The organism is Streptomyces sp. NPDC006012 (assembly GCF_042871185.1).
Taxonomy (GTDB): Bacteria; Actinomycetota; Actinomycetes; order Streptomycetales; family Streptomycetaceae; genus Streptomyces.
Genome location: NZ_JBIAIE010000002.1, coordinates 393013 through 419975, shown reverse-complemented (window position 1 = coordinate 419975; position 26963 = coordinate 393013). Strand labels below are relative to the sequence as shown.

Annotated in this window: 23 protein-coding genes; 13 read left to right on the top strand and 10 right to left on the bottom strand. The window is 71.3% G+C overall.

From position 1 onward, the window contains the following. Positions 1-296: 296 nt before the first annotated feature. Positions 297-536: a DUF397 domain-containing protein gene (locus ACFYPJ_RS06010; RefSeq protein ID WP_389011145.1), complete on the bottom strand. Its 240-nt coding sequence runs from the start codon at positions 534-536 to the stop codon at positions 297-299. Next, the gene (locus ACFYPJ_RS06005; protein WP_389011142.1) at positions 533-1405 is read right to left on the bottom strand and encodes a helix-turn-helix domain-containing protein; all 873 of its coding nucleotides are present in this window, start codon (positions 1403-1405) and stop codon (positions 533-535) included. Before ACFYPJ_RS06005 ends, ACFYPJ_RS06010 begins: the two co-directional genes overlap by 4 nt. Positions 1406-1687: 282 nt before the next feature. Between ACFYPJ_RS06005 and ACFYPJ_RS06000 the strand changes: the two genes are divergently transcribed. The 6 genes from ACFYPJ_RS06000 (at position 1688) to ACFYPJ_RS05975 (ending at position 5667) form a co-directional block, all read left to right on the top strand. After that, positions 1688-2176 (top strand): ATP-binding protein, encoded by a 489-nt coding sequence (locus tag ACFYPJ_RS06000; protein ID WP_389011139.1) that lies wholly within the window; start codon positions 1688-1690, stop codon positions 2174-2176. 11 nt (positions 2177-2187) lie between these two features. Next, positions 2188-2337 carry a hypothetical protein gene (locus ACFYPJ_RS05995; protein WP_389011136.1) on the top strand — a complete coding sequence of 50 codons (150 nt, stop codon included), beginning with the start codon at positions 2188-2190 and terminating at the stop codon, positions 2335-2337. A 281-nt stretch (positions 2338-2618) separates the two neighbouring features. Continuing rightward, complete coding sequence (locus ACFYPJ_RS05990) at positions 2619-2750, top strand: hypothetical protein (RefSeq protein ID WP_389011133.1); 132 nt, start codon at positions 2619-2621, stop codon at positions 2748-2750. A 25-nt stretch (positions 2751-2775) separates the two neighbouring features. Continuing rightward, positions 2776-3954, top strand: coding sequence for a JmjC domain-containing protein (locus ACFYPJ_RS05985; RefSeq protein ID WP_389011130.1), 1179 nt, complete (start codon positions 2776-2778; stop codon positions 3952-3954). Beyond that, on the top strand, positions 3951-4847 hold the full coding sequence (locus tag ACFYPJ_RS05980; RefSeq protein ID WP_389011127.1) for an aldo/keto reductase: 897 nt from the start codon (positions 3951-3953) through the stop codon (positions 4845-4847). Before ACFYPJ_RS05985 ends, ACFYPJ_RS05980 begins: the two co-directional genes overlap by 4 nt. Continuing rightward, positions 4828-5667, top strand: a complete 840-nt coding sequence (locus ACFYPJ_RS05975) for a hypothetical protein (protein WP_389011124.1) — start codon at positions 4828-4830, stop codon at positions 5665-5667. Before ACFYPJ_RS05980 ends, ACFYPJ_RS05975 begins: the two co-directional genes overlap by 20 nt. Before the next feature lie 120 nt (positions 5668-5787). Here ACFYPJ_RS05975 and ACFYPJ_RS05970 read toward each other — a convergent pair whose 3' ends face one another. Then, positions 5788-7359, bottom strand: a complete 1572-nt coding sequence (locus ACFYPJ_RS05970; RefSeq protein ID WP_389011121.1) for an LCP family protein — start codon at positions 7357-7359, stop codon at positions 5788-5790. A gap of 150 nt (positions 7360-7509) precedes the next feature. Here ACFYPJ_RS05970 and tatA point away from each other — a divergent pair, with 150 nt between their 5' ends. Next, complete coding sequence (gene tatA, locus ACFYPJ_RS05965; RefSeq protein WP_389011119.1) at positions 7510-7788, top strand: Sec-independent protein translocase subunit TatA; 279 nt, start codon at positions 7510-7512, stop codon at positions 7786-7788. Positions 7789-7809: 21 nt separating this feature from the next. On the opposite strand, the gene ACFYPJ_RS05960 is transcribed toward tatA, so the two are convergent. Beyond that, positions 7810-8046 (bottom strand): hypothetical protein, encoded by a 237-nt coding sequence (locus tag ACFYPJ_RS05960; protein WP_389011116.1) that lies wholly within the window; start codon positions 8044-8046, stop codon positions 7810-7812. Positions 8047-8208: 162 nt separating this feature from the next. Here ACFYPJ_RS05960 and ACFYPJ_RS05955 point away from each other — a divergent pair, with 162 nt between their 5' ends. Then, entirely contained in the window at positions 8209-9291 is a 1083-nt protein-coding gene (locus ACFYPJ_RS05955) for an acyltransferase family protein (RefSeq protein WP_389011611.1), read from the top strand. An 80-nt stretch (positions 9292-9371) separates the two neighbouring features. Here ACFYPJ_RS05955 and ACFYPJ_RS05950 read toward each other — a convergent pair whose 3' ends face one another. The 4 genes from ACFYPJ_RS05950 to ACFYPJ_RS05935 form a co-directional block, all read right to left on the bottom strand. After that, the gene (locus ACFYPJ_RS05950; RefSeq protein WP_389011113.1) at positions 9372-11324 is read right to left on the bottom strand and encodes an N-acetylmuramoyl-L-alanine amidase; all 1953 of its coding nucleotides are present in this window, start codon (positions 11322-11324) and stop codon (positions 9372-9374) included. A gap of 193 nt (positions 11325-11517) precedes the next feature. Then, a complete protein-coding gene (locus ACFYPJ_RS05945; protein WP_389011110.1) occupies positions 11518-13098 on the bottom strand; it encodes a M1 family metallopeptidase in 1581 nt (526 codons plus the stop codon). 186 nt (positions 13099-13284) lie between these two features. After that, positions 13285-14130: a hypothetical protein gene (locus ACFYPJ_RS05940; protein ID WP_389011107.1), complete on the bottom strand. Its 846-nt coding sequence runs from the start codon at positions 14128-14130 to the stop codon at positions 13285-13287. A gap of 165 nt (positions 14131-14295) precedes the next feature. Further along, positions 14296-14877 carry a hypothetical protein gene (locus ACFYPJ_RS05935; RefSeq protein ID WP_389011104.1) on the bottom strand — a complete coding sequence of 194 codons (582 nt, stop codon included), beginning with the start codon at positions 14875-14877 and terminating at the stop codon, positions 14296-14298. A gap of 340 nt (positions 14878-15217) precedes the next feature. Here ACFYPJ_RS05935 and ACFYPJ_RS05930 point away from each other — a divergent pair, with 340 nt between their 5' ends. Further along, positions 15218-16000, top strand: coding sequence for a hypothetical protein (locus ACFYPJ_RS05930; RefSeq protein ID WP_389011101.1), 783 nt, complete (start codon positions 15218-15220; stop codon positions 15998-16000). 234 nt (positions 16001-16234) lie between these two features. Here ACFYPJ_RS05930 and ACFYPJ_RS05925 read toward each other — a convergent pair whose 3' ends face one another. Continuing rightward, on the bottom strand, positions 16235-16837 hold the full coding sequence (locus ACFYPJ_RS05925) for a hypothetical protein (RefSeq protein ID WP_389011099.1): 603 nt from the start codon (positions 16835-16837) through the stop codon (positions 16235-16237). Positions 16838-17251: 414 nt separating this feature from the next. On the opposite strand from ACFYPJ_RS05925, the gene ACFYPJ_RS05920 reads away from it, so the two are divergent. After that, positions 17252-17827, top strand: coding sequence for a TerD family protein (locus tag ACFYPJ_RS05920; protein WP_389011096.1), 576 nt, complete (start codon positions 17252-17254; stop codon positions 17825-17827). Positions 17828-18361: 534 nt separating this feature from the next. Then, entirely contained in the window at positions 18362-20587 is a 2226-nt protein-coding gene (locus tag ACFYPJ_RS05915; protein WP_389011608.1) for a peptidoglycan recognition protein, read from the top strand. 113 nt (positions 20588-20700) lie between these two features. Here ACFYPJ_RS05915 and ACFYPJ_RS05910 read toward each other — a convergent pair whose 3' ends face one another. Further along, positions 20701-20862, bottom strand: coding sequence for a hypothetical protein (locus ACFYPJ_RS05910; protein WP_389011093.1), 162 nt, complete (start codon positions 20860-20862; stop codon positions 20701-20703). A gap of 90 nt (positions 20863-20952) precedes the next feature. Between ACFYPJ_RS05910 and ACFYPJ_RS05905 the strand changes: the two genes are divergently transcribed. Next, positions 20953-21258 (top strand): trypco2 family protein, encoded by a 306-nt coding sequence (locus tag ACFYPJ_RS05905; protein ID WP_389011090.1) that lies wholly within the window; start codon positions 20953-20955, stop codon positions 21256-21258. A gap of 7 nt (positions 21259-21265) precedes the next feature. After that, a complete protein-coding gene (locus ACFYPJ_RS05900) occupies positions 21266-26821 on the top strand; it encodes a hypothetical protein (protein WP_389011087.1) in 5556 nt (1851 codons plus the stop codon). The last annotated feature ends 142 nt before the right edge of the window (positions 26822-26963 follow it).

Below are 26963 nucleotides of genomic sequence, written 5' to 3'. Positions count from 1 at the left end.
CGTCCGCCTGCGGCCAGCCTAGCTGTCGCCACCGCCGTCGCCCGAGCAGTGCGAAGCGCAGTTGCTTGCCCGATCGATGGGACCGCAGCCGCCGGGTTGGGGCGTGTGCGAGCAGTTGGCGGCCACCAAGACCAGTGCCTTGGCCGGCCGGTCCACAGTGACGCCATGTAGATCGCGGAACGGTGAACAGCACCCTGGGTGATCGACGGTGGCCGTGGGTAGGTTCCCCCAAGTGTGAACACACGAGCGCCCTCCCCAACTGCTCTGGGGCGGGCGCTCATTCTGGGCTGGAGCTGTCAGAGGCCGTACGGTCCGGCGGCTGCGTCGGAGACGAGTGCGGCGAACGCCTCCGGGGAGATCAGCAGTGCCGGTCCGCTCCGCTGCTTCGAGTCCTTGATCGCGACGCGGCCGTGCGTGCGACGGGTATCTGCCACCTCGACGCAGGCCGTTCCGTTGTCGCTGTAGGTCGACTTGAACCACGTGGCCCCGTCGATGTCGGTGGCCTTTATGGCGTGCGCGCGGGTGTCTCGGTTCATTCTTCAATCTCTCTTGAGAGCTGGTGCAGGAACTTTGGTGTGTCCTCGGGAGGCAGTGCTGACCGGGACAGCGCCTCGAAACGGCGGGAGAACCGTCCGACCTCCTTGGGCTTGTCGGCTACTTGCGAAGCGCCGAACGCCGTGTCCACCTGAACGGCGGGAGGCATGGCGTCTCCCAGGTTCAGGATCATGAAGTCGTGGACGGGCAGGTACCCTCGCATTCCCTGCGGGAGTACCTGGACGGTTACGTTGTCCCGCTCCGCCAAGGTGGCGATCTCCTCGTACTGCTCGCGCATGACATCTGCTCCGCCGATGACATGGCGCAGTGCGGGCTCGTAGAGGATGACCCAGAGCTTGAGGGGATCTTCGTCTCGTAGCAGTGCCTCCTTTCGCTTCATCCGCACCCTGACGTTGTGTTCCACGAACTCGGTCGTCGTCTCGTCGATGGGCTTTCCGTTCTCGTGGCGGGTCCGGGCGTACCCCTCGGTCTGGAGAAGGCCGAAGACGATCAGGGGATGGAAGGCCCTTATCTCCTGGGCGGCGGACTCGATGCCGAGGAAGCGCGGCATGCCGGAAGGCATGTAGCCAGTGTGGTTGATCCACCATTCCTGGCTCGCCGCAGTGCGCTGCATGGCGACCAGGCGCTCGATCTCTTCCTCGTCGTCGACTCCGAAGCGCGACAGCAGCTTGCGCAAGTCGCCCGCGCTGCGCAGGTCCTGAAGCCCGGTCTCGACGCGCTGGAGTTTCGTGTCGGAGAACGTCAGGCCCCGCACGGCGTCTTCGAGGCTCATCCCCGCTTGCTTGCGCATCTCGCGCAGCTCATGGCCGAGTGCGATACGTCGCGCGGTTGGTCTGTGCTGTGCCGCCATGCGATTGCCTGCTCCCCTCAAGTGCTCGTCTTGCACGCTGCTCTGTCCAGGATGGCACGCCAACTATTCGGTGAACCAGGCCATGTGCGCGTGCCGGCATGTGCCATTTTCCACGCGGTGGGTGATTCACTGAAGGATTCTATTGCCGTTCTGGTCGTGGCACGCCACGGTAGTTGAGGTCCCATCAGGGGCACCGGGAAGCGACCCGGTTGCGGCCGTCCTCATGTCCCCCAGCGGACGGCCGCACGCTCCCCCACCCGTCCGCGAGCGTGAGGCCGCGACATGATCACCATCGCAGTGAACCTGGCCCCTACAGGGCACCCCGCCTACAGCCAGATCTTTCCTTCCGAGGGAAGATCCGTCGCACGTGCGCGGGCTCTTGCCCGCGACGCGTTCTGCGCGTGGGGCCTCGAAGGGCTCGAAAAGACGGCCGTGCTGGTCGTGTCGGAGCTGGTGACGAACGCGGTACGGCACGCTCGCGGTCCCGTTGTCCGCGTGGTGGTCGACCGGCCGCAGGAAGACCGTGTACGGGTCGGTGTGATCGACCGTGACCCGGCACGGCTGCCCGAACTGCACGACCACGGTCCTGCGACGGAGTTTGGGCGCGGACTTCTCCTCATCGACCACGAGTGCGAGCAGTGGGGCTACATGTTCATGGGCCCCGGCCGCCGCCCGTGGGGGAAGAAGGTGTGGGCTCAGTGGAGCACCCAGAGCGGTGTCACCAATCCTGTGCGCTCACAGGCGCCAGTGGAGCAGGAGGCATCGCGGTGATCCTCGATGGTTTGGACGAGGCTCTAGAGGAAACCGCCTGCCCCAAGCGCCGGCGCAAGCGGACCCGGATCGGGTTTCGGCAGGTGGCGGTACGGGTCTCCTACGTCCTGTTCTGGATCGCTGCCGTCTGGGGCCTGCTGTCCGGCGTCCTGCTCCGATAAAGGCCGCGCCCGGCCACCGGGCACCACTCCGCCCTGTCCGAGACGGCCACGTGTCACGCGTGGCCGCGGGACACAACCAAGACTCCCGCCGCCAGAAAGGCGGGACGGCCCGGAGACGCCCCCCGTCGCCTCCGGGCCAACGGTCCCGCCCGGTAGCTGAGTTCGGCAAGTCCGGCCGGGCGGGGCCACACCGAAAAGGCGTTCTTACGACCGGTCCGTGTGACATCGGACCACCTCGGAGCGGCGGGGGACATCCATGAGAAATCAGGAAGGAAGTGCCCATGAACGAGAACACCACGAGCACGCAGGAAGACGGCCTGGTGGTGGGGGTGCGGCGTATCGCTGCGGCCCGGACCCGTACCGATGTCCCGTCGGACAACACCGGCGGCAAGTCGGACATGAACGACAGCTGACGCTGACGAAGGAGAACGCACCGCGATGACGAACACCGCATCGTGGGCGGCACGTCTGGGCGAGGACGAGTTCCTCGCCCAGACGCGTTTTCACGCCCACAAAGTGATCCGGGCCGACGGCCCGGCTCCGTCCCCGCTGGCCTGGGACGACCTGAACGACATCATCGCCGCACACCGGCTCGAACCGCCGCGCATGCGCCTCTCCCGCGCAGGCGAGGCCGTACCCGTCACCTCGTACGCCACACTGCGCACCAATCGGCGGGGGGTGTCCTGGTACCAGGCGGAGCCCGCCGAGTTCCACGCCCGGCTCGCCGAAGGCGCCTCCCTCGTGATCGACGCGATCGACCAGATCCACGCCCCCATTCGTGAGTCCGCCGTCGAGCTGGAGAGGTTTTTCCGTACACCGGTCCAAGTCAACGCCTACGCCTCGTGGACGGCTGAAGAGGGTTTCGGCACCCACTGGGACGATCACGAGGTGGTGGTGCTCCAAGTTGACGGCGCCAAGCGCTGGCGCGTCTACGGCCCGACCCGCCAGGCCCCCGCCTGGCGCGACGTCGAAGAACCCGAAGCCCCCACGGGGAAGCCGCTGGCGGACATCGTCCTGACGCCGGGGGACGTTCTGTATCTTCCGCGCGGCTGGTGGCACGCCGTCTCCGCTGACCAGGGCACCCCCTCCCTCCACCTGACTTTCGGACTCGCCACGCAGAGCGGCGCGGAGTTCCTGGGATGGGTCTGTGACGAGCTGCGCGTGAGTATGGCGGTCCGCCAGGACGTGCCCCGGCACAGCAGCCCCGGGGAGAAGGACGCGTACCTGGAGGGGCTGCGCAAGGAACTCCTGGCGCTGCTGGACGAGCCGGGCGTCCTCGACCGCTGGGCCCGCTCCATCGACGCCACGCACTCCGGCCGCCCTCGCCTGTCCCTGCCGCACATCGGCGCCGTGCCCGCCGATCCGAATATCACGGTCCAGCTCACCGTTGCCCGGCCCCGCGTCGACCAGGACGATGAGGTGATCACGCTGGCCGGCGCGAGCCATGAGTTCGCCTTCGCCCTGGTCGCCGCCCCCCTCGTGCGCCTGCTGGCCGAGGGCGCCCCCGTGCCGCTCGCAGTCCTCGCGCAACGCTCCGGCCTCACCCTCCAGCAGACCGCCGAGGTCGTGACCGTGCTGGTGACCGGGCAGGCCGCCGCCGTCGGGAGCAACGGGTGACCGCCTCACTGGGGCTGGGCACGTACAAGGTGCGCGTCGCCGCACAAGCGGCGCGCACCGCCTGCTCCCAGGGCGCGACCTGGATTGACACCGCCCCCAACTACCTCGACGGCCCGGGGCACAGGGACCTGGCGGCGGTCCTCGATCTCCACCCCAGGGTGAGGGTGTCGACGAAGACCGGGTTCATCCACCGCGACCAGCGGAAGGCGGCCGTGGCATCGGGTGTCATCACTGACCAGGCCGCCGCCACCGGCCACAGCCTCGCACCGCCGTTCGTGCGCTGGCAGACCGCCCGCTCCCTGGCTTGTCTCGGCCGTGCCGATGTCGTATTCGTCCACAACCCCGAACGGGCCGGAGACGACCGGAACACCGTCCACGCAGCCCTGCGGGAGGCGTTCACTGTTCTGGAGGAATTCGCGCAGGCCGGGCGCATCGGCGGCTACGGCGTCGCCACCTGGTACGGGTTCGACACCAGGGCCTTCACCGTGCCCGAACTGGGCGCCCTGGCCCGCGATGCCGGAGGCCCGGGCCACCACCTCAGGGCCATCCAACTCCCCGTCTCACTGGTCATGGCCCGGCCCATCGCGCTCGCCCTGGACGGCCGCGGTCCCCTCGCCCAGGCCCATGCTGCCGGATTGCTGACGTTCGGCTCATCACCTCTGCACGGCGGTGAACTCCCCGACCTCGTCACCCCGGCACTCGCCGACTTCATCCGGCCCGGCACCTCCCCGGCAGAAGCCAGTCTGCTCGCCGCCGCCTCCTGCCCGAGCCTGGACGTGGTACTGCTGTCCGCCAGCACCTCCGACCGCTGGCACACCGCGCTCAACGCCACCGGCAGTCCGCTCTCACCCGACCAGCTGAGAAAGGTCATCGATGTACTCGCCCAAGGATGAGGCCACCGCCACGTACATGAAACACGCGATGGCCCTCGTCGCCGATCACTTCGAGGTCACCCCCACCGGCCCCGTCTCCTGGGGCTGGCTCGGGCGCACCATCGGCTCCCGCACCACCGACGACCGGTGGCTTCGTGTCCACTGTGGGCACATCGGCAAGAAGGCCGCCGCGATGACCGAGGGCATCGCCATCGCCGAGGAACGCGTATCCGACAAGGTCCCGCGCCCGCGCCTGCACGGGCTGCATCGCTTCAAGAACAAGCGGTACGTATTCGAGGCGGAGCTGATCGACTACATCGCCCAGCCCGTCATCTCACCCGCGACACCTGACCTCACCGGGGACCCCGGCCTTCCCGACGCCTGGTGGACCGACCTGCGCGCCGGCCTGGACGCCCTCGCAACCGCCGAGCCTCCCCGGACCACCATCCGTCAGAAGTGGGCCGACCGCGTGTTCCCCGAATTCCTCGGCATCCCCGCCCCGGCCCTCACTGAACGCGTCACCGGGCACGGAGACATCCAGTGGGCCAACCTCACCCGCCACCCGCTCGTCCTGCTCGACTGGGAACGCTGGGGCGCCGTCCCCGTGGGCTACGACCCGGCCGTCCTCTACGTCAGCAGCCTCCGCGTTCCCACCGTCGCCGAACGCGTCCGCAAGGAATTCGGCGACATTCTCGACAGCCCTGCCGGGCGGACCGGGGAACTCGTCGCCCTCGCCGAGATGCTGCAAGCCGTCGGCCGGGGCTGGTACCCCGAACTCGCCCCCCTCCTGGCCGACCGTGCCCACCAGCTCACGGGCGTGCATCCGCCGACGGTCGCTTGACCTGCCCGCAGCACCACGGCGTCCCGTACCCGCTCGCGCTGGGGACGGGGCGCCGACGCGCCGGCCGGTGCTGCCGCGCCGCGCAGCGGGCGGCCCGCCCCGGTGCAGTTGTGAGCCCGGTCAGCCCCCCGCCCCGTACGTCAGGTTCGAGCACAGGTTGTCGTCCGCCGAGCGGGCGCTGTCGGCGACCGAGCTGGGGACCGCGGACGGGGTCGGTGAGGCCGCGGCGGAGCCGGACGGGGTGTACGACGTGCCCACGACCACGTTGAGGGCCGAGCCGCCGATGGCCTCCAGCTGGGCGCCGGGGAAGAGTTCGGCGACCGTCCGGGCCTTCGACTGGAGGCCGGGGCCGTACTGGACGACCGTGGCGGTGTGGTCCTGGCTGTTCGCGTCGCCGGTGCCGGTGACGGTGAAACCGTGCTGGGTCAGCTTCCGCGCCGCGTCGCCGGCCAGACCGGTGGTTTGGGTGCCGTTGTAGACAGCGACGGAGATGCCCGCGCCGGAGACGCTCTCGGCGGGGCTGGGGGAGGCGGCCGCGGCGGCCTTCGGCTTCTTGCCGCCGGCGTTCTTGCCGTCGAGTGTGCGGTCGTCCTTGAGCGCGGCCCACAGGGCGGCGGCGTCCGGCTCGACGATCGCGACGCGCGAGCCCTCGTAGCGCCAGGGGATGGTCACGAACTTGGTGTTGTGCAGGTCGATGTCCTTGAGCGACATCGCGAACGAGATGAGCTTGTCCGCCGAGCCCAGGCCCGGGTCGACGGTCATGGACTTGGTGGCGGCGGTCGCCAGCGGCAGCAGCCTGGTCGGCGTCAGGCCGTCGCTCTTGATCTTCTTGAGGAGGCTGGAGACAAAGGCCTGCTGGCGCTTGATACGGCCGATGTCGGAGCCGTCGCCGATGCCGTGCCGCAGCCGGACGTAGTCCAGGGCCTTCTGCCCCGAGACCGTCTGCACGCCCTTCTTGAAGATCAGGTCGCCGCGGGTGGGGCGGCTCGGGCTGAGGTCGTTCTGGTAGATGTCGCCGGGCAGGCACACCTTCACCCCGCCGACCACGTCGGTGAGTGCGGCGAAGCCCTTGAAGTCGACGACCACGGTGTGGTCGACGCGCATCCCGCTGAGCTGTTCCACCGTGTTCTGGGTGCAGGCCGGGTTGCCCTTGTCGGTCTCCCCGACCGAGAACGCCCCGTTGAACATGGTCTTGGTCTGGGTCTGGGTCCAGGTGCCGTCGGGCAGCTTGCACGGCGGGATGGTGACCAGGGTGTCGCGGGGTATGGAGACGGCTATCGCGTTCTTGTGGTCGGCGTAGACGTGCAGCAGGAACGCGGTGTCCGAGCGGCCTATGTCGTCCTTGTTGCCGCCCCCGAGCGAGTTGTTGCCGTCGGTGCGCGAGTCGGAGCCTATGACGAGCACGTTCACGCCCTTGGACGCGGCGTCGGCCGGGCGGTGCTTGGACAGGCCGCCCGCGTCGAAGGTGGTGATGTCGCCGTTCAGCTTGATGTAGATCCAGCCGAGGCCCCCCGCGCCGAGCACCACGAGGGCGAGGGTGACGAGGAGCACGGTCCGCCACGGGCTGCGTTTGCGGCCCCGGGCGGCCCGCCGGCCGTGGGACGTCTGCGGCCCGTCGGGTGCGCCGCGCCGGGGCGGGGTGTTCCGCCGCCGGTGACGCGAGGGTTGGTCAAGGTCCCTGGTGCTGGTCATGCGCTGCGCCCTCATCCGGTCCGGCTCGTGCACGGAGGGGACGCCTCGCCCCGTCCTATGGTTGTACAGTTGCGCAATGTAGCAATGATGGCAGATGGTACGTCCAGCCCCGGCCCGTGCCGCTGTCCGGCGAGGAGAGGAAGTGGCCAGATGTTGCGCAACGGACTGGAGCCGTGGCACCTGCTCATCGTGGCGGTCATGATCATCCTGTTGTTCGGCGCGAAGAAGCTGCCCGACACCGCCCGTGCGCTGGGCAGGTCGATGCGCATCCTCAAGAGCGAGGCCGCGGCCATGAAGGGCGACGACGCCGGCCCGGCCGCCACGCCGGCCGAGGACGCGTCCGCCGACTCCGCGCCGCGGGTCGTCCGCTCCGCCCCCGGCGACCCGGCGACCGCCCGCCCCGCCGCCGAGGAGCCCGCGGCGCGCTGAACCGCGCGCACCCGGCGCCGGTCAGGGGCTGGCGACGTCGTAGCCATAGCGCAGCGGCTCGTTCTTGACCCGGAAGTCGCGACGGTAGACGAACACCGCTTCCGCGCGCACCCCCGGCCAGGACGGGGCGGCGTCCACCTCGCAGGGGAACGTCACCTGGATCACCCGCGGCCGGCCGGTGACCGTCATCCGCAGTCCGTCCGCGGGTCCCCCGTCGAGTACCGCACTCTCCCACCCCGTCTCGTCGCTCGAATCCACGGCGACAGATTATGGGTTGCGCAAGTTACCGCGCGTTGTGATGCCTGTCACGGCCGGGTTTACGAGTGCGACGACGGGTGACTACGGTTCCGGTCGGGAACACCGCCGTTCCCGTTCGCAATCGACGCCAAGGGGTGTTTCGCTCTGTCCGGTCTGTCCGGGATCCGTCGGGAAGAGATCGTCACCGACTCACCGCCCGCGGGCGGCCCCCGGCCGGAACCGGCCGCCCCGCCGGACCAGGGCGGGAGACGGGACGCGTTCTTCGACAATGCGAAGTACGCGGCGATCGTGCTCGTCGCCGTGGCGCACGCCTGGGAGCCGCTGCGCTCCGGCAGCCGGGCCGTCACCGCCCTGTACGTGGTCGTCTACGCCTTCCACATGCCGGCCTTCATCGTGATCTCCGGCTACTTCTCACGGAACTTCGACGCGAGCCCGGCCCGGCTCAAACGGCTGATCACCGGACTGGTCGTGCCCTACGTGGTGTTCGAGGTGGCGTACACCCTCTTCACCCGGTGGTCGGACCACCGGCCGGACCGGCCGATCAGCCTGCTGGACCCGCTGTATCTCACCTGGTTCCTGGTGGCCCTGTTCATCTGGCGGCTGACCACCCCCCTGTGGAAACGCGTGCGGTGGCCGCTGCCCGTCGCGCTCGTCGTCGCGATGCTCGCGACCCTGTCACCGGCCATCGGCAAGGACCTCGACCTGCAACGCGTCCTGCAGTTCCTGCCGTACTTCGTGCTCGGCCTGTCGCTGCGGCCGGAGCACTTCCGGCTGGTGCGCCGCCGTGCCGTGCGGATCGCGGCCGTGCCGGTCTTTGCGTCCGCGGTGGCCGTGGCGTACTGGGCGGTGCCGCGCTACTCGTACGCCTGGTTCTTCCACCGGGACAGCGCCGAGCGACTGGGCGTGCCCGGCTGGTACGGGCCGGTGCTGACGCTGGTCGTCTTCGGCGTCTCGCTGACCCTGGTGGCCTGCTTCCTGTCCTGGATCCCGGGGCGCCGCCTGTGGTGCACCGCACTGGGCGCGGGCACCCTGTACGGCTATCTCCTGCACGGTTTCCTCCTCCAGGGGGCCAAGCCCGCGGGCTGGTACGACCCCGGCTGGATCCACCGGCCGGCCGGCGCCGTCGTGGTGACCCTCGTCGCCGTGGCAGGGATCACCCTGCTGTGCACACCGCCGGTGCAGCGGGTGTTCCGGTTCGTGGTGGAGCCCAGGATGGACTGGGTGTTCCGGCGCGACACCACATGACGCACACCACATGACGCACACCACATGACGCACACCACATGACGCACACCACCTACGTGATGCCGGCCATCACCCGGCCGTTACTTGCCCACTGCCGTCGGCGCGTTCACCAGGTCCACGTCGCTCGCCCGCACGTAGGCGAGCCGGTGGCCGAACTGGATCTCGTAGTACTGCTCGCTGCCCTTCACCACCGGGCTCGGCGAGTAGGCGAAGGTGGAGCGGTCGGTGTACGAGCCGGTGAGCCGGGCCTGGGTGACATAGTGCTGGCCGGCCCCGATGGCGTAGGGCAGCGGCTCCTCGGTCGCCTCGTCGATGTCCGCCGGGTAGGCGCCGCTCTCCGGCAGGGCCCGCCCGTACACCGGGATCTCGGCCAGCCCCTGCTTCGGCGTCACCATCTTCCCCGCCGCCCCGACGGCCGTCGGGTGGTTGCGGGCGTTCTTGAACCAGGCCCTGCGGCCCAGGTACCAGATCGCCGTCCAGTCGCCCTGCTGCCCGGCGACCGCGTACGACTGGCCGGCGGAGACCCGCGAGCCCAGGTCGTTGACGTCCGTCGTGGAGCTCTCGCCGCCCGGTCGCCGGCCCTGGTCCTGGATCAGCGGCGCGTCCTCGCGCGGCGCGGTGTGCAGCCGTACGGCGCTGGAACCGTGCGGTGCGCACGGCACGCCGGCCCCGGCGCAGCCCGTGAACGTCGGCATGTACGTGGTGTAGTCCGGCAGGATCGTCACCAGGGCGCTGTCCTGCCCGGCCGTCGCCTTCAGCGGGGCGCCGAGCAGGTCGAAGTAGTGCCGCCAGTCCCAGAACGGGCCCGGGTCGTCGTGCATGTCGGGGATCGTGTCGCTGGTGGGCGCGGGCACGTTGTCGTGGCCGAAGATGTGCTGCCGGTCCAGCGGGACCTGGTACTTCTTCGCCAGGTACCGCACGAGCCGCGCTGAGGACCGGTACATCTGCTCCGTGTACCAGGCGTCGGGCTGGGTGAGGAAACCTTCATGCTCGATGCCGATCGAACGGGCGTTCACGAACTGGCTGCCCGAGTGCCAGGCCTCGTCCTTGGTCCTGATGTGCTGGGTGATGTGGCCGTCGCTGGAGCGCACCGAGTAGTGCCAGGACGCCTCCGTCGGATCCTGGATGGTCTTGAGCATGGAGGCCAGGGTCGCCTCGGTGTCGTGGATGACGATGTACTCGATCTTCTCGTCCCGGGGCCGGTCGGCCAGGTCGTGGTTGCCGTACTCGTCCTCGAACTGCACGTACGGCGCGCTGAGCCAGGCGCAGGTCAGCTCCACCGGGCACTCGACCTGCTTCGGCCGGTCCGGGTCCTTGGCCGGCTGGGGGCGCGGGCGGACGCTCGGATCGGGGACCAGGATGACGTGCTGCCCCTCGGCGGTGGTGCGGTCCGCGCCCTTGCGGATCAGCGCGAACACGTCGTTCGCGTAGGTCGTCGCGGTCGCCGCGTCGGTGGTGCCCGGGAACCGGGCCACCGCCTCCCACCAGTCCGCCGGGTGCGCGCTGAGCGGCTTGCCGAGCTGCCGCTGGGTCGCCGCCAGCACGGCCGCGCCGCCGCGCACGTTGGCGCCGGGGTCCGTGCGCAGCCGCTCCACCGGCACGCCGGTCAGCCGGGCGGCGCGGCGCAGCTCGGCCGGCTGGAGGGACGGGCGGCCCGCGGGCCGCGGCGCCTGCGGCGGACCGGCCAGGGCGCGGTCCCCGTCCTGCGGCGGCGCGGCCGAGGCCGGCGGCGGCGTCCGGGAACCGTCCACCAGGTGCATCGGCCCGTACCCGCCGCTGACGCTCGGGGCGCCCACGTGCGCGTCCCAGCGCGACTGCAGGTAGGAGACGCCCAGGAGCACGCTCTGCGGTACGTGGTACTCCTTGGCGGCGGTCCGGAAGTCCTGCTGGAGGCTCCGGTCGTCCGGTCCGTCGCCGCCACCGGAGGGGACGGCGAGCAGCGGCAGCACGAGGACGGACGAGGCGGCCACACAGACCGTCAGGCGGTGTCCGCGCAGGGCGATGAGGACTCGGGAGGCGACACGTTTTCTCATTGCGGGTGACTCCTACGGGCTCGTCGCAGCACGGACAAGCGCAACCAGGACAAAGGAGTTGCCCTGAACGCCACCTCTCGTACGTTTCCGTGCCCGGCGCGCAGGCGCGCGCCGAGCTTCACCGGCGTGGACCAGCCACCCGGCACAGGCCACCCGGTCGGCGGCAGCGCGCCGCCCCCGCCGGCGGGCCCGCTCAGCCCGCGCCGTTCCCGGTGATCCCGGCGTCTTGGGCACCCCCGGTGTCCCCGCTCCCGGCGTCCTCGGTGTTTGCGCCGTCCGCGACCGGATTGACCCGCCAGTCGGGGTGGCCGGGCATGGGCGGGGTGTGTTCCCCGTACAGCCACGGCGTCAGAAACGGCGTCAGGTCCCGGCCCGCGACCCGGGAGGCGAGCGCGATGAAGTCCCTGGTGCCCGCGGTCCGGCCCTGATAGCGCGTCACCCACTCGCGTTCGATCCGTTCGAAGGTCTGCTCGCCGACCTCCTCCCGCAGGGCGTAGAGCACCAGCGCCGAGCCGTCGTAGCGGATCTGACGGAACAGCGAGGACGCGGCGGGCTCGGCGGGCGCCCCGTCGTCGTGCCGCCACTGGTCGTGCTGCTCGTACGTCCACCGCATGGCCTCCGTCAGATCGGGGCCGCCGTGGGTGTCCGTGTAGAGCCGCTCGTAGAACCGGGCGTGACCCTCGCTCAGCCACAGGTCGGACCAGCGCCGCAGGCCGACGCTGTCGCCCGTCCAGTGGTGGGCCAGCTCGTGCACGAGGTCCCGTTCGGCGCCGACCCGGTCGCCCAGCAGGGTGGCGCTCGGTACGACGGACAGCGACTGCGTCTCCAGCGCCACCGGCAGGTCGGTGTCGCCCACCAGCACGCCGTACCGGCCAAAGGGGTACGGGCCGAGCCGCTGCTCCAGCCACGCCAGGTGCTCCGGGGTGAGCGCGCGGTACGCCGCGGTGCCGTCGACGAGGTCGGGCGGGACCACGTCCCGCACGGGCAGCCCGTGCGGCCCGCGGCCCTCGACGACCGTGAACCTGCCGATCGCCAGCTGCACCAGCTGCGCGGCGACCGGCTGCTCGGAGTCGTACGTCCAGCGGATCCGCCCGTCGGCCCTGCGGACCCGCTCGACGAGCCGGCCGCCCGCCACCGCGCTCAGGTCCGCCGGGGTGGTGATGCGGAAGGTGACGGGGGCGCGCAGGCTCGGGTGGTCGTTGACCGGGAAGACCAGCTTGGCGCCGTCGGGCTGCGGACACAGCACGGTGCCGTCGGCGGTCGGCACCCAGCCGTAGTCCCCGATCGCGTCGTCGCGGTGGCGTTGCTGCGTCGGGTCGGCGGTGTAGGCGACGCGCACGGTGAAGGCGGCGCCGTCGGGGATCGGCCGGGCCGGGGTGATGACGAGTTCGTCGCCGTCGCGCACGGCCCGCGCCGGGGCGCCGTCCACGGTGACCGTGTGCAGGGTGTTGCCCGCGAAGTCGAGGTCGAAGCGGGACAGCGCCTGGGTGGCGGTGGCGCTGATGGTGGCCGCGGCGGGGAACGGTGTCCGCGGGGCCCGCCAGTCGAGGTCGAGGGTGTAACGGCGCACCGTGTAGCCGCCGTTCCCGTCGAGCGGCGCGAGCGGGTCACCGATGCCGGGGGCGCCGGGCGACGGCACGGCATGGGGGGCGAGCGCGCCGGGACGGGCGACGGGACGGCCGCTGTCGTGACGGAGCGCGCCGAGGAGGAGCGCGGCTCCGGCGATCCCGACGGCACCGGTGACGACGAGGGACGACACCTTCGTGATCTTCATGCGCGCACTATGGCAGCCAAGGGTATGTATAGCTACTTATGTGCTGTCTAGTGGAAATTTGCCAGATTTCAGCGGGATATGCGAAAGCGGCTCCGCGCGCCCGGCGGGGTCACCGGGGAACGCGGAGCCGCTCCACTGACGTACGAATTGAGTTATGTACGGGCTGACCTGGTTACCGTCCCGGCGTCAGCCCAGGCACAGCACCAGCAGGCACAGCTGCGTCGGCTTGGTCGATGGTGTCGAGGGGGACGGGGTGCCGGCCGGCGGGGTGCTCGGGGCAGGGGTGCTCTCGGGCGGCGTCGGCGTGGGCGTGCCGCTCGGCTGCTGGGTGCCCGGGTTCGCGTGGACCGGTGCCGTGCCGCTCGGCGCGTGCGAGGCGGGCGTGGTGGCCGGGCGGGGTGCGGCGGCGGCGTCCGGCCGGACGACCGCGGTGACCGTGCGCGGCGCTGCGTCGATCCGCTGCCGCGAGGCGCCGGTGTCCCGGTCCTCGGTCCGGGACGGCGAGGCCGACGTGGCGTCGTCGGTCGGCGTCGCGGGGACGCTCGCCGTCTGCTCCGGCAGCTCCCCCGTGAGGGTGATGCGGTGGTTGTCCGGTGCCGTCGCGGCCTGCGGCCGGACGGCCGAGTGGCGGTCCATCGCCGCGACGGTCAGGCCGCCTCCGACGAGCGCGACCGCCGTCGCCACCACGGCCCGGCGCTGGTTCTTCTTCCACCGGGCCCGCTGCCGCCGCCGCGCCGCGCGCCCCTCGCCCGAGGGCGCCGGGCTCGCGAAGTCGTCCGCCGGGGGCGGCGGCACCTCCGCGGCGTCGGGCACGTACTCCGGCTCGTCGGCCGGAGGCGTGTCGTACCGGCGCAGCCACGCCGCGGGCGGCCTGCCGTCCGGGATGGCGCGGGTGGTCTCCGGGAGCGCCGGAGCCGCGGCCGTGATGCCGGACGAAGAGACGTCGGGGGCGATGTCCGGGGCGTACGCGCCGCACCCGGGACACACCAGGGCGCCGTTGAGATGCCGACGGCACGAGGTGCAGTAGTCCATCCGCGGTCTTCCTGGGTCGCTGGCGCCGTGGGCCCGTCCGGGCACGGCCTGGTAGTGCTCGCACAACAGAGCGAGCGGCCAGCAACGCTAACGATCCTTTTCAGCGTCTGTGTGCAGCCCGTGTGACTCTCCTGCGCAGATTCCCCGCACCCGCCGTCCACAGGATCAGCCCGTCCGGCCGCCCCAGCGGGTGTCGACGCGCTCCCACTCCTCGGCCCACTGGTTCAGGCGCCGCCGCTCCAGCCGGCCGCGGGCCAGTTGCGCGCAGCCCGCCACGGCACCGGCGGTGGACACCGCCACCAGTGCGCCCGTCCACACCGACTGGAAGGCCGCGTCCCCGCCGGCCATCGGCCGCGAGGTCAGCCGGCCCTGCTGGTCCGTCCAGATCGTGACCTGGGTGCCCTTCGGTGCGCCGGGCGGCACCTCCGTGCGGGCGACGTGCGTCGAGCCGTCCGGGGCCGTCCAGCGGACGGTGGCCCAGACGTGGCCGCCGTCCGGGGTCTGCGCGGACGGCCCGTGCGGCGCGTTCTCGGTGACGACGGCCGGCACCGAGTGCCGCTGCGCCCGCTGCTGCGCCAGATTGCGGTCCACCGCGGACGCCGCCGCCACTCCGGCGAAGATGCTGCCCACGATGGCGATCACCCAGGCCGCGAGCAGGATCCAGGCTTCGACGACGTCGCTGCGACGCCGCAGCGGACTGCGGTGCCAGCGCCACGTCCGCGCCCGGTCGAGCCGTATCCCTGCCATGGTCGACACCCCCTTTGCGGCACCGACAGGCCCACCTTTCGCCTTTCAGTGTCCTCCATTAGGGGCGTTATGGCAGGTTCTGTCTCGTATGCGGGATGCTCGTGGGCGGGATGCGGGTTCGCGGGGCTGTGCGGGAGGCCGGCGGGCCGCTGCGGACGCGGTGCTGTGCGCTGTGGGCGAGCCGGGGCCTTCGCGAACGCCCACCGGACCGTCTGCCGGGACCGTCGCCATGGCCGTGTCGCACGGATGCGGACAGCCCCGGCGTCCGGCTGAACCCCTGGGCCCGCCGGTCCGTTGTCACTTCTCAACACTGCACCTGAGGAGAAGGAGGGCATCAGAGATGCCAGCGCCACGACCGGAAGCATCGGAAACGGGAGATCTCCGGCAGATGCGGCAGGAGAGGGACGAGCGGCTGAAAAAACGGGCTTCAGGCTGGGCCGCGGATGATCTCGTATGCAGTAAAGCCTATTTTGAGGTGGAAGAGGGGGGATTGAAGTCTTTGTCCGAGAGGTTGCACGCGGAGTTCGAAGAGGGGGGTAACGCCGCCAGGAGCGCCGAGCGTGAAGTGAATTCCTTGATCGATGAAGCCAAGAAACGCCAGAATTCCCTTGACAGGCGAGCCATCTCCCTGCGCGAGCCGAAGAGGGTGCAGGATAGGGCGTCGGACGAAGCAATAAAAGAACGCGCGTCCGCTAGAATGTCCGAGTTGTGTGCCGACTCAAAAGTCCAGTACCAGGCATCGGGATCCATGGAAGACGGTAAATTGATGATCAATTACGTCCTGGCGTGGGCGGTCATCAAGAAGGACCAGCACGATCTGATGGAGAAGAGGCTGGACGCTCTGAGCAGCCAGACCCAGTCGGCCCCTTTCGCTCCCGTGCAGGATGCGCTCAAGTGGGCGGTGGAAGGCACCGCTGCACACATGCGAAACCTCTTCGGTGGGACCACCGTGCAGAACCCCGTCGGTGGGACCGCCGTGCAGAACCCCGTCGGTCGGGCCGCCCGCGACAACCAGCCGTCGGTCTCCTCCGCGGGCACGCGCGTTAGGCCGCAACTCGCCGGCAGCACCGCCGGCCTGCCTTACCGGCCGGCTGGGACACCTGGCACGATGAAGCGGAAGTAGACGGCGTCCGCAGGCGGTGGACTGCGGGTCGCCGTCATCAGGTACGGGAACGCCCGCCGCAGCCTTTGCCGGCTCTGGACGGGGCGTCCCGCGTGGCGGGCGTCCTGTTCGTGCGCCGTTCGATCGGGCGGCGGGTGTTTCGCGGATCTCGTCTTCGTCGGCGCCTTCCGGGCCGTGCCGCTACGGCAATCCCGTACCTCGACGCAGCGTGCTGTTTTTCTCCGTCCTGAGGCGTTATCGGCTGCGACCGGAACGGCGCTGGCTCGTCGATCCGCCCTGTGAGCCCCCGTTGCGTCCGTTGCGTCCGTTGTTGTGCCGGTTGTCGTTGTGGCGGTTGCCGTTGTGCCGGTTGTTGTTGTTTCCGTTGTTCTGCTGCTGCGGATTCTCAGAATTTAAATGCGCCAACATCTGTGCCACAGGTGCTTGGCTCTGTTCTGCCATGCGGCGCGCGTCTTGGTCCCGGAAGTCCAAGGCGGTCGCCACTTCTTCATGAAAGTGGGTCCCGTATTGTATCCACTGATTAGTGGATAGGTCATGCGCCTCCGAGGCGCTTGCGTAGGCGTTATACCGCCTCTCTGAATTCGGGTGACGGTCATAGGACCTCCTGGCGTCCTGGAGGGTACGCAAAGTCTCTGTGTAAGACTGCAACGTGGCCACTGCATTGGCCATCGCTGCTTGCATTCCTTCATCCGGGGGATTGGCGCGGAAGTATTGTTGCATACCGCGTTCCTGGTTGCTCCGCATAAGGCTGTTGAGGTCATCCAGTCCCCTTTGCTGTTCACGGGTGTAGTAGCCTGGTTCTTCTGAACTGCTGGAATCGCTGCTGTAAGAATCCATTTTTCGCTGACTCTCCTTTTGTTGACGCCGACGGCGACCGTGGGTGTCCTGCCTGCGGCCCGAACTCGGGCCTGCCGACCCCGTGTGGCTCCTTGTCCGGGAGACAACGTCCCGGCGACGGGACCGGTTCAATCCGCCGCAAGCACCACAATGACCGCTTCCGGAGGGCACCGTGCGCCGACGGTGTGCGCCCGTCATGCGACGCCGAGGTCACGGATCCGCGCCACTCGACCGCTACCGCTACCGCTACGGCTGCCACCACCGCCCGCAGGCCCCGCCCCGTCCTGCCGTTCGCCGTAACGGTTTAGTTATTGCGCAAACATCGGAACCGTGGGCGCGAGTGCCGCGTTGAAGCGAGTGATGGTACCGACGGACCCTGCACGGTCACACGGACGAACAACGGGAGGACGAGCCGTGGGAATCTCGCTCGCCAAGGGCGGCAACGTATCGCTGAGCAAGGAAGCACCGGGTCTGAGCGCCGTCGTCGTCGGCCTCGGCTGGGACGTGCGCGCCACCACCGGCGCGGACTACGACCTGGACGCCTCCGCGCTGCTGCTGAACACGTCCGGCAAGGTCACCTCCGATGCGCACTTCGTCTTCTACAACAACCTCAGGAGCCCGGACGGCTCCGTGGAGCACACCGGGGACAACCTCACCGGTGAGGGCGAGGGCGACGACGAGAGCATCAAGGTGAACCTCGCCGCCGTGCCCGCCGACATCGACAAGATCGTCTTCCCCGTCTCCATCCACGAGGCGGAGCCGCGCGGGCAGAGCTTCGGTCAGGTCCGTAACGCGTTCATCCGGGTCGTGAACCAGGCGAACGGCCAGGAGATCGCCCGCTACGACCTGTCCGAGGACGCCTCGACCGAGACGGCGATGGTCTTCGGTGAGTTGTACCGGCACGGCGCCGAGTGGAAGTTCCGCGCGGTCGGCCAGGGCTACGCCTCCGGTCTGCGCGGCATCGCCGCGGACTTCGGCGTCAACGTCTGAGCCGACCGACCGGCGGCCGACAGCGCTGACCGGCTACCCCGGACCACCGCCCGCACGCCGACCCACGACCTCGGTCACCGACTTCTGTCCACAACCTCAGTCACTGACTTCTGTCCATCACTTCTGTCCGCCTCTGTCCGCCCGCGGTCCCTCCGGCCGCGGGCGGACGTGCGAGTGCTGTCGGCGTACGGGTTGCCAGGGCTGTCCCGGCGATTGCCGGCACGGTGGGCATTGCCTCAACTAGCGTGCTGTGCAAGGCAGTTGACCGTAGCCGGATGTGCCGTCGCGGGGCGGGCCGTGGTGGGCGGGGCGATCGGGTCGTGCCGGAGGCGTCGCAAGTGTGGTCTCCGTCACTCTGGTTGCGGTTCGAGTGACGGTTTGGTGCAGGCTGTGCGCTGAAGGCAACAGTGCATCTGTGTGTCAGGTGTGCCTCCCGAAAACTTCCGCCGCGGTCCCGCGCGGAGCTCAGCGGCCTTCTTAGGGGTGGGATACATAGTGAGTCCTCGCACGTCGCACGCGTACAGACCGTTGACCCTGAAACGGCGGGTGTGGCTGACGCTAGGGGCGGTCGTACTGGGCGGCGGGGGCGTGGTGTCCTACGCCGTCGCCAGTCCCGCCGACGGTCATGGGACCGGAGCCCGCGCCGAGCGGCCGGCGAAGGTCTTCGCCCTCGGCCTGAAGACCGCCACGAGCAGCAAGCGGGAGCTGGGGCGGACGAGCACCCAGCAGTTCTCGCTGCTCGGCGTCTCCTGGACGGGCGCCGCCCACCGGCTGAACGGGACGGCGCAGGTGCGCACCCGCAGCCTGGACACCGGTGAGTGGAGCGCCTGGCACGACCTGGAGATGGCGGACCCGCACGAGGGGCCCGAGGCCGCGGCGGGGGGTGCGACCGAGCCGCTGTGGGTCGGTCCGTCCGACGGCGTCGAGGCCCAGGTCCTGCGCAAGAACGGCTCGACCGCCGCGCTGCCCGCGGGGCTCCGGGTCAGCCTGGTCGACCCGGGTGTGGTCACCGACGCCGAGGTGAAGCGCGCCGACGCCGATCCGGCCGCCTTCGCCGCGGCGGACACCGCGAGCGCCACCCCGGCCGACTCCGCCACCCCTTCGGGCCCGGCGTCGTCCTCGCTCTCGGCGGCCCCCTCGACCAGCGCGCCCGCCTCCGGCTCCGCAGCCCCCTCGGGCTCCACGACCCCCTCCACGAGCCCGCCGCCCACCATGCCCCCGGCGCCGCCGTCCACCGTGCCGAGGCCGCCGATCGTCTCCCGGGCCGGCTGGGGCGCCGACGAATCGCGGAGTCCCGACCCGTCGGAGTACAACGCCGATGTGAAGTCCGTGTTCGTGCACCACACGGACGGGGCCGACTACACGTGTGACCAGTCGGCGGCGATCGTCCGGGGCATTTACGTGTACCACACGTCCGACAAGTCGGACGAAAAGGCATGGAACGACATCGGCTACAACTTCCTCGTCGACAAGTGCGGCACCATCTTCGAGGGCCGCAAGGGAGGCGTCGACCGGCCGGTGCTCGGCGCCCACACCTACGGCTTCAACCGTGAGTCCACCGGCATCGCGGTGCTCGGCACCTACACCACGGCCGGCGCGTCGAGCGCCGCGCTGACCTCGGTCGCGCGGGTCGCGGCCTGGAAGCTCGGGCAGTACGGCGCCGACCCGGCCGGCACCGTCCAGCTCAACGCGGGCGCCACGCAGACGAACTTCTTCGGCAAGGATTTCACCGCGGGCACCAAGTACACCTTCCCGCGGATCGCCGCACACCGTGACGGCTACAACACCCAGTGCCCGGGCGACTCGCTCTACGGGCAGCTGTCGACCATCCGCACCCTCGCGGCCGGTCCGGTGCAGGGCCTGAAGGTCGCCTCGGTCACCGGCGCCACCCTGAACGGCTCGACGTACTACACCAAGGGCGCCGTCACCGTGAAGTGGTCGGCCACCACGCCGTCCTCGCTCGTCTCCAAGTACGAGCTGGTGGTCGACGGCAAGACCGTCGCCACCGCCGCCGGTTCGGCCACCTCCGCCGCGACCACCCTGGCCGTGGGCAGCCACACGGTCGCCGTGCGGGCCACGCACCAGTCCGGCAAGACGGCCACCAGCGCCTCGGTGAAGATCGTCGGGGACACCACCGCCCCCACGTTCAGCACCAACCCGAACCTCGCCCTGCGCACCGGCACCGTCAGCACCACCTCCGTCCCGGTCACGCTGGGCTGGAAGGCCGCCGACACCACCGCCCTGCGTCAGGTGAGCCTGCTGGCCCCGGCGACCTCCACCTACGGCCCGACCACCACCAGCTCCAGCCGCACCGCCAAGCCCGGCGCCGCCACCACCTGGTCGATGCGCGCGTACGACTGGGCGGGCAACTACCGCACGGTCTCGTCCGCCTACACCCCGGTGATCCTCCAGGAGACCTCTGCGGTCAAGTCCGGCAGCTGGAGCACCCGTTCCAGCTCCAGCTACCTCGGCGGCAAGTCGTACTCCAGCTCGGCCAAGAACGCGAGCCTCACCTGGACCTTCACCGGCCGCTCGGCCGCCCTGGTGGTCTCTCGCGCCGCCACCTCCGGGCAGGTGTACGTGTACGTCGACGGGACGAAGGTCTCGACCGTCGACCTGAAGTCGTCCACCACGCAGTACCGGAACGCGATCTGGACCAAGTCCTGGGCCGGCAGCGCCAAGCACACCGTCAAGCTCGTCGTGGTCGGCACCAGCGGCCGTCCGACCATCACCACCGACGGCCTCGTCTACGTCAAGTAGCGGCCCGTCAGCGGTACTTGGTGGCGCTACTCGGTAGCGGTACGTCAGATCGCGGTACGCAGGTCCCGCGGAGCGAGTTCTCTTCGCTCTGCGGGACCCGCGCGTGTTCGCGGTCAGCGCCCCAGCAGGGCGCGCAGCGCCGCGCAGACCGCGGCCGGGTCCTCCTCCGCCAGGAAGTGCCCGCAGCCGACCGTGCGGTGCTCCAGGTCCGTGGCCCAGGCCCCCGTCCTGACCCCGGCCCCGGCCGATTCCCGTTCCCGCACGGCAATGGACATGACCGGTTCCGGCTCCCGACACCCCGGTATCTGAGAGACTTCACGCACGCCACAGGCAGCTGACGGATTCCGTACGGTTTCGGGGGACCCATGGACATCGAACTGTCCGATCTGCTCACCTCACTTCGCGCGGAGATCGACCGCGCCCGGCTGGCCGCGGCCGGCCAGGACGTGCGGTTCAGGATCAACTCCATCGACCTGGAACTCCAGGTCGCGGTGGAGAAGACCGCCGAAGCGAACGCCGGGGTGAAGTTCTGGGTGGTGTCACTGGGCGGCAGGGGCGGCGGCAGGACCGCGCAGACCCACACGGTGAAGCTCAGCCTGGCCGCCGAGACCCACGACGGCGGGCCCGTCCTCACGGACGACGACGTGTCGAACCTCTTCCCCGCGGGCTGAGCACTGCATGGCCCCGATCGACAAACACAGGGTCGCGCAGGTACTCGTCGCACGGGACGGCGGGCACAAGTACGGCTCGGGCTACCGGATCAGCACCCGGCTGATCCTCACGGTGAAGCATCTGCTCGGCCAGGAAGCCGACCCGGCCTGCACGGTCTTCCTCGGCCGGGACAGGGACCCGCTGCCCGTCACCGTCGCGTGGCGGAGCAAGCGGCAGGACCTGGCCCTGCTGCGCCTCGACGAGGTGCCCGCGGGCCTCGGCTCCGTACCGCGCGTCGACTTCGGCAGCCTGCCGGACGCGGTGGGCAGCGTGCCGTTCACCGGCATCGGCTTCCCGGCGTTCGCGCAGCACGCCGCCTCGGACCGGTTCGAGGGCCTCGACCGGCGCGAGAGCTGCGACTTCGAGGGGAACATCCGGCTCGGCTCCAACCTGAAGTCGGGGCTGCTCGGCCTCACCATCACCACGCACCTGCCGCGTGAGCGGGGACCCGACGGCCAGGACGCCTGGCAGGGCGTGTCCGGCACGGCCCTGTTCGCCCACGACCGCTATCTGGTCGGCGTGCAGGCCCACCGGCTGCCCGCCGCCGGCACGGGCAGCGCGGAGGCCGAACCCCTCGCCCAGGCGCTGCGCGACCCGGAGTTCGCCGCCGTGCTCGCCGAGGACTTCGTACCGGCCCGCGCCGTGCCGCTGGACCCGCCCGCCCGCGAACCCGTGCGCCCGCGGCTGTGGGCCGTCATCTCCCAGGCCGAACGCGTCGAGGGCTTCAGCGACTTCGAGAAGAACCTCACCCCCGAACGGCTGCCGTTCGTCTCACCGGGCAGCGACGACGCCGCCTCCCCGCGCAAACTGCTCACCCGGCTGGTGATGTCCGAGGACCGCGGGGTGCTGCTCCTGGGCGCCGCGGGCACCGGAAAGAGCCGCACCGGCCTGGAGGTCGGCCGGCTCGCGCTGGAACAGGGCTGGCGGGTGCTGCACGTCCTGCCCCACAACCAGAGCGAGACGATCACCGAGCAGATAGCCGACCAGGTCTTCGCCGACGTCGGCGACGTCCTGGTGGTGATCGACCTCAACGAGACCAGCCTCGACCTGCTGGCGCTGCGCCACCACCTGCTCCCCGAGGCCCGCCGCCGGGGCGTCACCCTGGCGCTGCTCGCCTCCGCGCGGCCCGGCTGGCTGCTGAAGGCCGACCGCGCCCTGGTCTACGAACTGTTCGACGAGGTGCAGCTGCGTCAGGACGAGGCGTTCCAGCGGCAGATCACCGACAACGTCCTCCAGGTGCTGGCACCCACGGCCGTACGGCAACTGGGCCGGGACCGGATGCTCGCGGTCAGCGGCCACCGCCCCATCGTCGCCCTGCTGATCGCCCGCGAGATCGAACGCCGGGTCAAGGCGGGCCTGACCTCCATGCCCGAGACGGCGGGCCTGCGGACCGGCGGTGAACTCCCCGTCTGGCTGCGGGGACGGCTGCGCGAGGACGGGCTCACCGTGGCCCGCCGCCCGGGCATGTACACACCCGCCCGCGCCTCGCACGACCTGGTGGCCGCGGCCGCCGCCGCGGCGGCCTGCCCGCAGGAACACGCCGAGGTGGTGGCCGCCGCCCGGGCGGCGATCGCCGAGGCCCCGGACGGGACGCCCACGGCCGACGACATCGTGGCGACCCTGGTGTCGCTGGGCTGGCTGGAGACCCGCGACGGTGTGCTGTCCGTCGCCCACGACATCGTCGCCGACCAGCTCGTCGAGTCGGTGCTGATCCCGGAGACCGCCGCCAGCCCGGACGTCACCGGCACCCACGCCCTGCTCGCCGGCTGCCTCACCAGCGCCCGCACGGTGGGCCGGTACGCCGCCACCGTCGGCCGGATCGTGGGCGACCTGGGCCTCGCGGACCGGGCCGCCGAGAGCACCGCGGTGCTCGACGGCTGGTTCACCGAGCACGCCGCGGCCATCGGCCGGCTCATGCGGCACGACTCGGACGTCGGCGGTTACGCGCTCGGCGCGATCTGCTCAGGACCACCCTGGTCCGCCTCCGCCGTGCACAACTGGGACCAGGTCGTCAGCCCCTGGCTCGGGGACCACGGCGCCGGCCGCGACGCCCGGCACGTACTCCACCGCGGGCTGCGCCACCTGCCCGGCGACGGGGCCCTGCTGCTCGTGCCCACCGCGCTCGCCTGGCTCGACACCCACGGGCTGACCAGCGAGGCCGGTTACGTCACCGGCCCACTGCTGTCCCGCACGGACGTACCGGACGAGGCCGTGCGGCAGGTCGTCGCCTCCACCCTGGCCTGGCTCGACCAGCACACCAGGCACCCCGGCGCCGGCTACGTCATCAGGCCGCTGCTCGCCCGCACCGACCTGCCCGTCGACGACGCCCGGCGGGTGCTGGCCGCCGCGCTCGTCTGGCTCGACCGCTACGCCGCCACGCACAGCGCCGGATACGTCCTCAGCACCCTGCTGCCCCGGTCCGACCTGTCCGCCGCGGACGCCGTACGGGTGGTGTCCGTCGCCGTCGGCTGGCTCGACCACCACGCGACGGCCCTCGACGCCGGCTACATACTCCGGCCCCTGCTGTCCCGGTCCGACCTGGGACCCGCCGAGGCCGGCCGCGCCGTCGGTGCCGCGCTCGCCTTCCTCGACCTGCACGGAGCCACCGTCAAGGCCCCGTTCGTCCTCGGCCCGCTGCTCGCCCGCACCGACCCGGACCCCGACGGCAACCGGCGGGCGCTCGCCGCGGCCCTCGGCTGGCTCGACCTGCACGCCACCACCGCGGAGGCCCGCTTCGTCCTCGGCCCGCTGTTCGCCCGCACCGACCTCGGCGCCGACGACGCCCGGCGGGTGCTCGGCGCGGCCCTCGGCTGGCTCGACCTGCACGCCGGTGGCATGGAGGCCGAGACGGTCCTCTCCCGGCTGCTCCAGCACCCCGGCCTGGCCCCCGACGACACCCGGCGGGTGCTCGGCGCGGCCCTCGGCTGGCTCGACCTGCACGCCACCGACGTCGACGCCGAGTTCGTCCTCTCCCGGCTGGTCCTGCGGACCGACCTGGCCCCCGCCGACGCCCGCCGGGTCAGCCGCGCCGCCCTCATCTGGCTCGACCGGCACACCGGCGCCGAACGGGCCAAGTTCGCCCTCGGCCGGCTGCTCGCGCTGTCCGAACCGGCCGAGACCGAGGTACGGCGGCTGGCCGCCGCCGCCCTCGGCTGGCTCGCCCAGCACGGCGCCGACGACGCCGGATACGTCCTCAGACCCCTGCTCGCCCGCACCGACCTCACCCCGGACGAGGCACAACGGGCGGTCTCGGCCGCCCTGGTGTGGCTCGGCCGCCACGACGACAGCGACGCCGGATACGTCCTCAAACCGCTGTTGTCCCGCCCCGACCTGACGGCGGCCGACGCCCAGCAGGCGATCCGCGCCGCGGTGGCCTGGCTCGGCCGGTACGAGACCACGTCCGGCGCCGGATACGTCCTCAACGGCCTGCTCGGCCGCGACGACCTGACCCCCGGCCAGTCCCGGCGGTCACTCGCGGCGGCCCGCACCTGGCTGGACCGGCACGCCGCCACGGCCGACGCCGGATACGTCTTCGGGCGGCTGCTCGCCCACCCCGACTGTCCGCCCGCCGACGCCCAGCGGCTGCTGCCCGCCGCCCTCGCCTGGCTCGGCGAGCACGCCACCGGACCCGAGGCCCGGCTCGTCCTCGACGCCCTGGCCTCCCGCACCGATCTGGGCGCCGACGACACCCGGCGGTTCGCCTCGACCTTCCTGACCTGGCTCGAATCCCATGCCACCACCGCGAAGGCGCAGTACGTCCTCAACACCCTGCTCACCCGGAGCGACCTCACCGCCGACCAGGCACAACGGGCCGCCACCGCGGCGCTGACCTGGCTCGACCACCATCTCGCCACGGCCGCCGCCGGTTTCGTCCTCGATCCGCTGCTGGCCCGTGGCGACCTGCCGGCCGGGGCGGCGGCGCGGTCGGTCGCGGCGGGCCTCGCCTGGCTCGACCTGCACGCCGCCGCCCCCAGCGCCCAGTTCGTCCTGAACGCGCTGCTCGCCCGGACCGACCTCGCCGCCGCCGACGTCGGGCGGGCCCTCGTCCACACCACGGTCTGGCTCGACGCGCACGCGGCCACCGCGGAGGCCCGCTTCGTCCTGGACCCGCTGCTCGCCCGCACCGACCTCACTCCCCAGACCGCCCGGCAGACCGCCGAGGCGGCCCTCGCCTGGCTGGACGGCCATCTCGTCACACCCGGCGCCGGCTACGTCCTCGATCCGCTGCTGGCCCGCGGCGACCTGTCGGCGACGGCGGCGGCGCGGGCGGTCGCGGCGGCCCTCACCTGGCTCGATCACCATGCCACCGCACCGAAGGGGCAGTTCGTCCTCAAGGCGCTGCTCAGCCGGAACGACCTGCGGTCCGCGGACGCCCGGCGGTCGGCCCGCGCCGCCCTCGCCTGGCTCGATGAGCGGGTCTGCGCCCTCGGCGCCGGATACGTCCTCAAACCGCTGCTGGCCCGGTCCGACCTGACCGCCGAGCACGCCGAGCGGTCCGCCGCCGCCGCGCTCACCTGGCTCGACCACCACGCCCGCACCATTGATGCCGCCTACGTGCTCGGGCGGCTGCTCGCCCGCACCGACCTCACCGACGGGCACGCCCGGCGCGCGCTGGCCCACGCCTTCGCCTGGCTCGACGCGAACCCGTCCATGGCGGAGGCCCGGTTCGTGCTCGCCGCGCTGCTCGCCCGCCCCGAGCCGACCGGTGAACCGACCGGTGAACCGGGCGGTGAGCCGGGCAGTGAACCGACCGGTGAACCCGGCGATGAACCGCGCGGCCGGTCGGTCGGCATGGCCCTCGCCTGGCTTTCGGGGCACGGCACCTCCTTCGGCGCCGGACACGTCCTCGACCCGCTGCTGGCCCGCCGCGACCTGCCCGCCGACGCCGTCCGGCAGACCGTCTCCACCACCCTGACCTGGCTCGACCGCTACGGCGCCGCAGCGAGCGTCGCGCATGTCCTGCGACCGCTGCTGGAACGCACCGACCTCACCCATCCCGAGGCCCAGCGGTCGGCCGCCCTCGCACTCCGCTGGCTCGGCCACCACGCGGCCGCCCCCCGGGCCCGGTTCGTGCTCGGCCCGCTGCTCGCCCGCCGCGACCTCGCCACCGAGCACACCCGGTCGGTCCGCCCGCTGGCCCTGGCCTGGCTGGACGGCCACCCCACCGCGGCCGGCGCACCGATCGTCCTCAGACCGCTCCTGTCCGACGACGGCCTCACCCCCGAGGACGCCGCCCGCACGGTCCTGGCCGCCTTCACCTGGCTCGGCGAACACGCCGCCGCGGCCCGCGCCCGGTTCGTGCTCGGCCCCCTGCTCTCCCGCGCCGACCTGCCCACCGCGGACGCCCGGCGGGCCATCACCCTCGCCTTCGCCTGGCTGGACGAGCACGGGGCGACGGAGAAGGCCGCACTCGTCATCACGGCGCTGCAAGCCCGCCCCGACCTGCCGCCCGACGAACTCCGCGCACTCAGCGAACTCTGCGAACTCCGCAGACCGGCGGACGAGTCAACCTGCCGACGCTGACCGACCGGTCCGTGGTCGCCTACGTCGAGTCGCAGACGCAGGTCTACGCGGCGCGCGAGATCGCTTCCGTTCGTCCGCTGGTGAGGTCCTGCCATCAACCACAGGCAGAAGCACTGTCACAGTCGGAGTCCGTGGCCGTGAT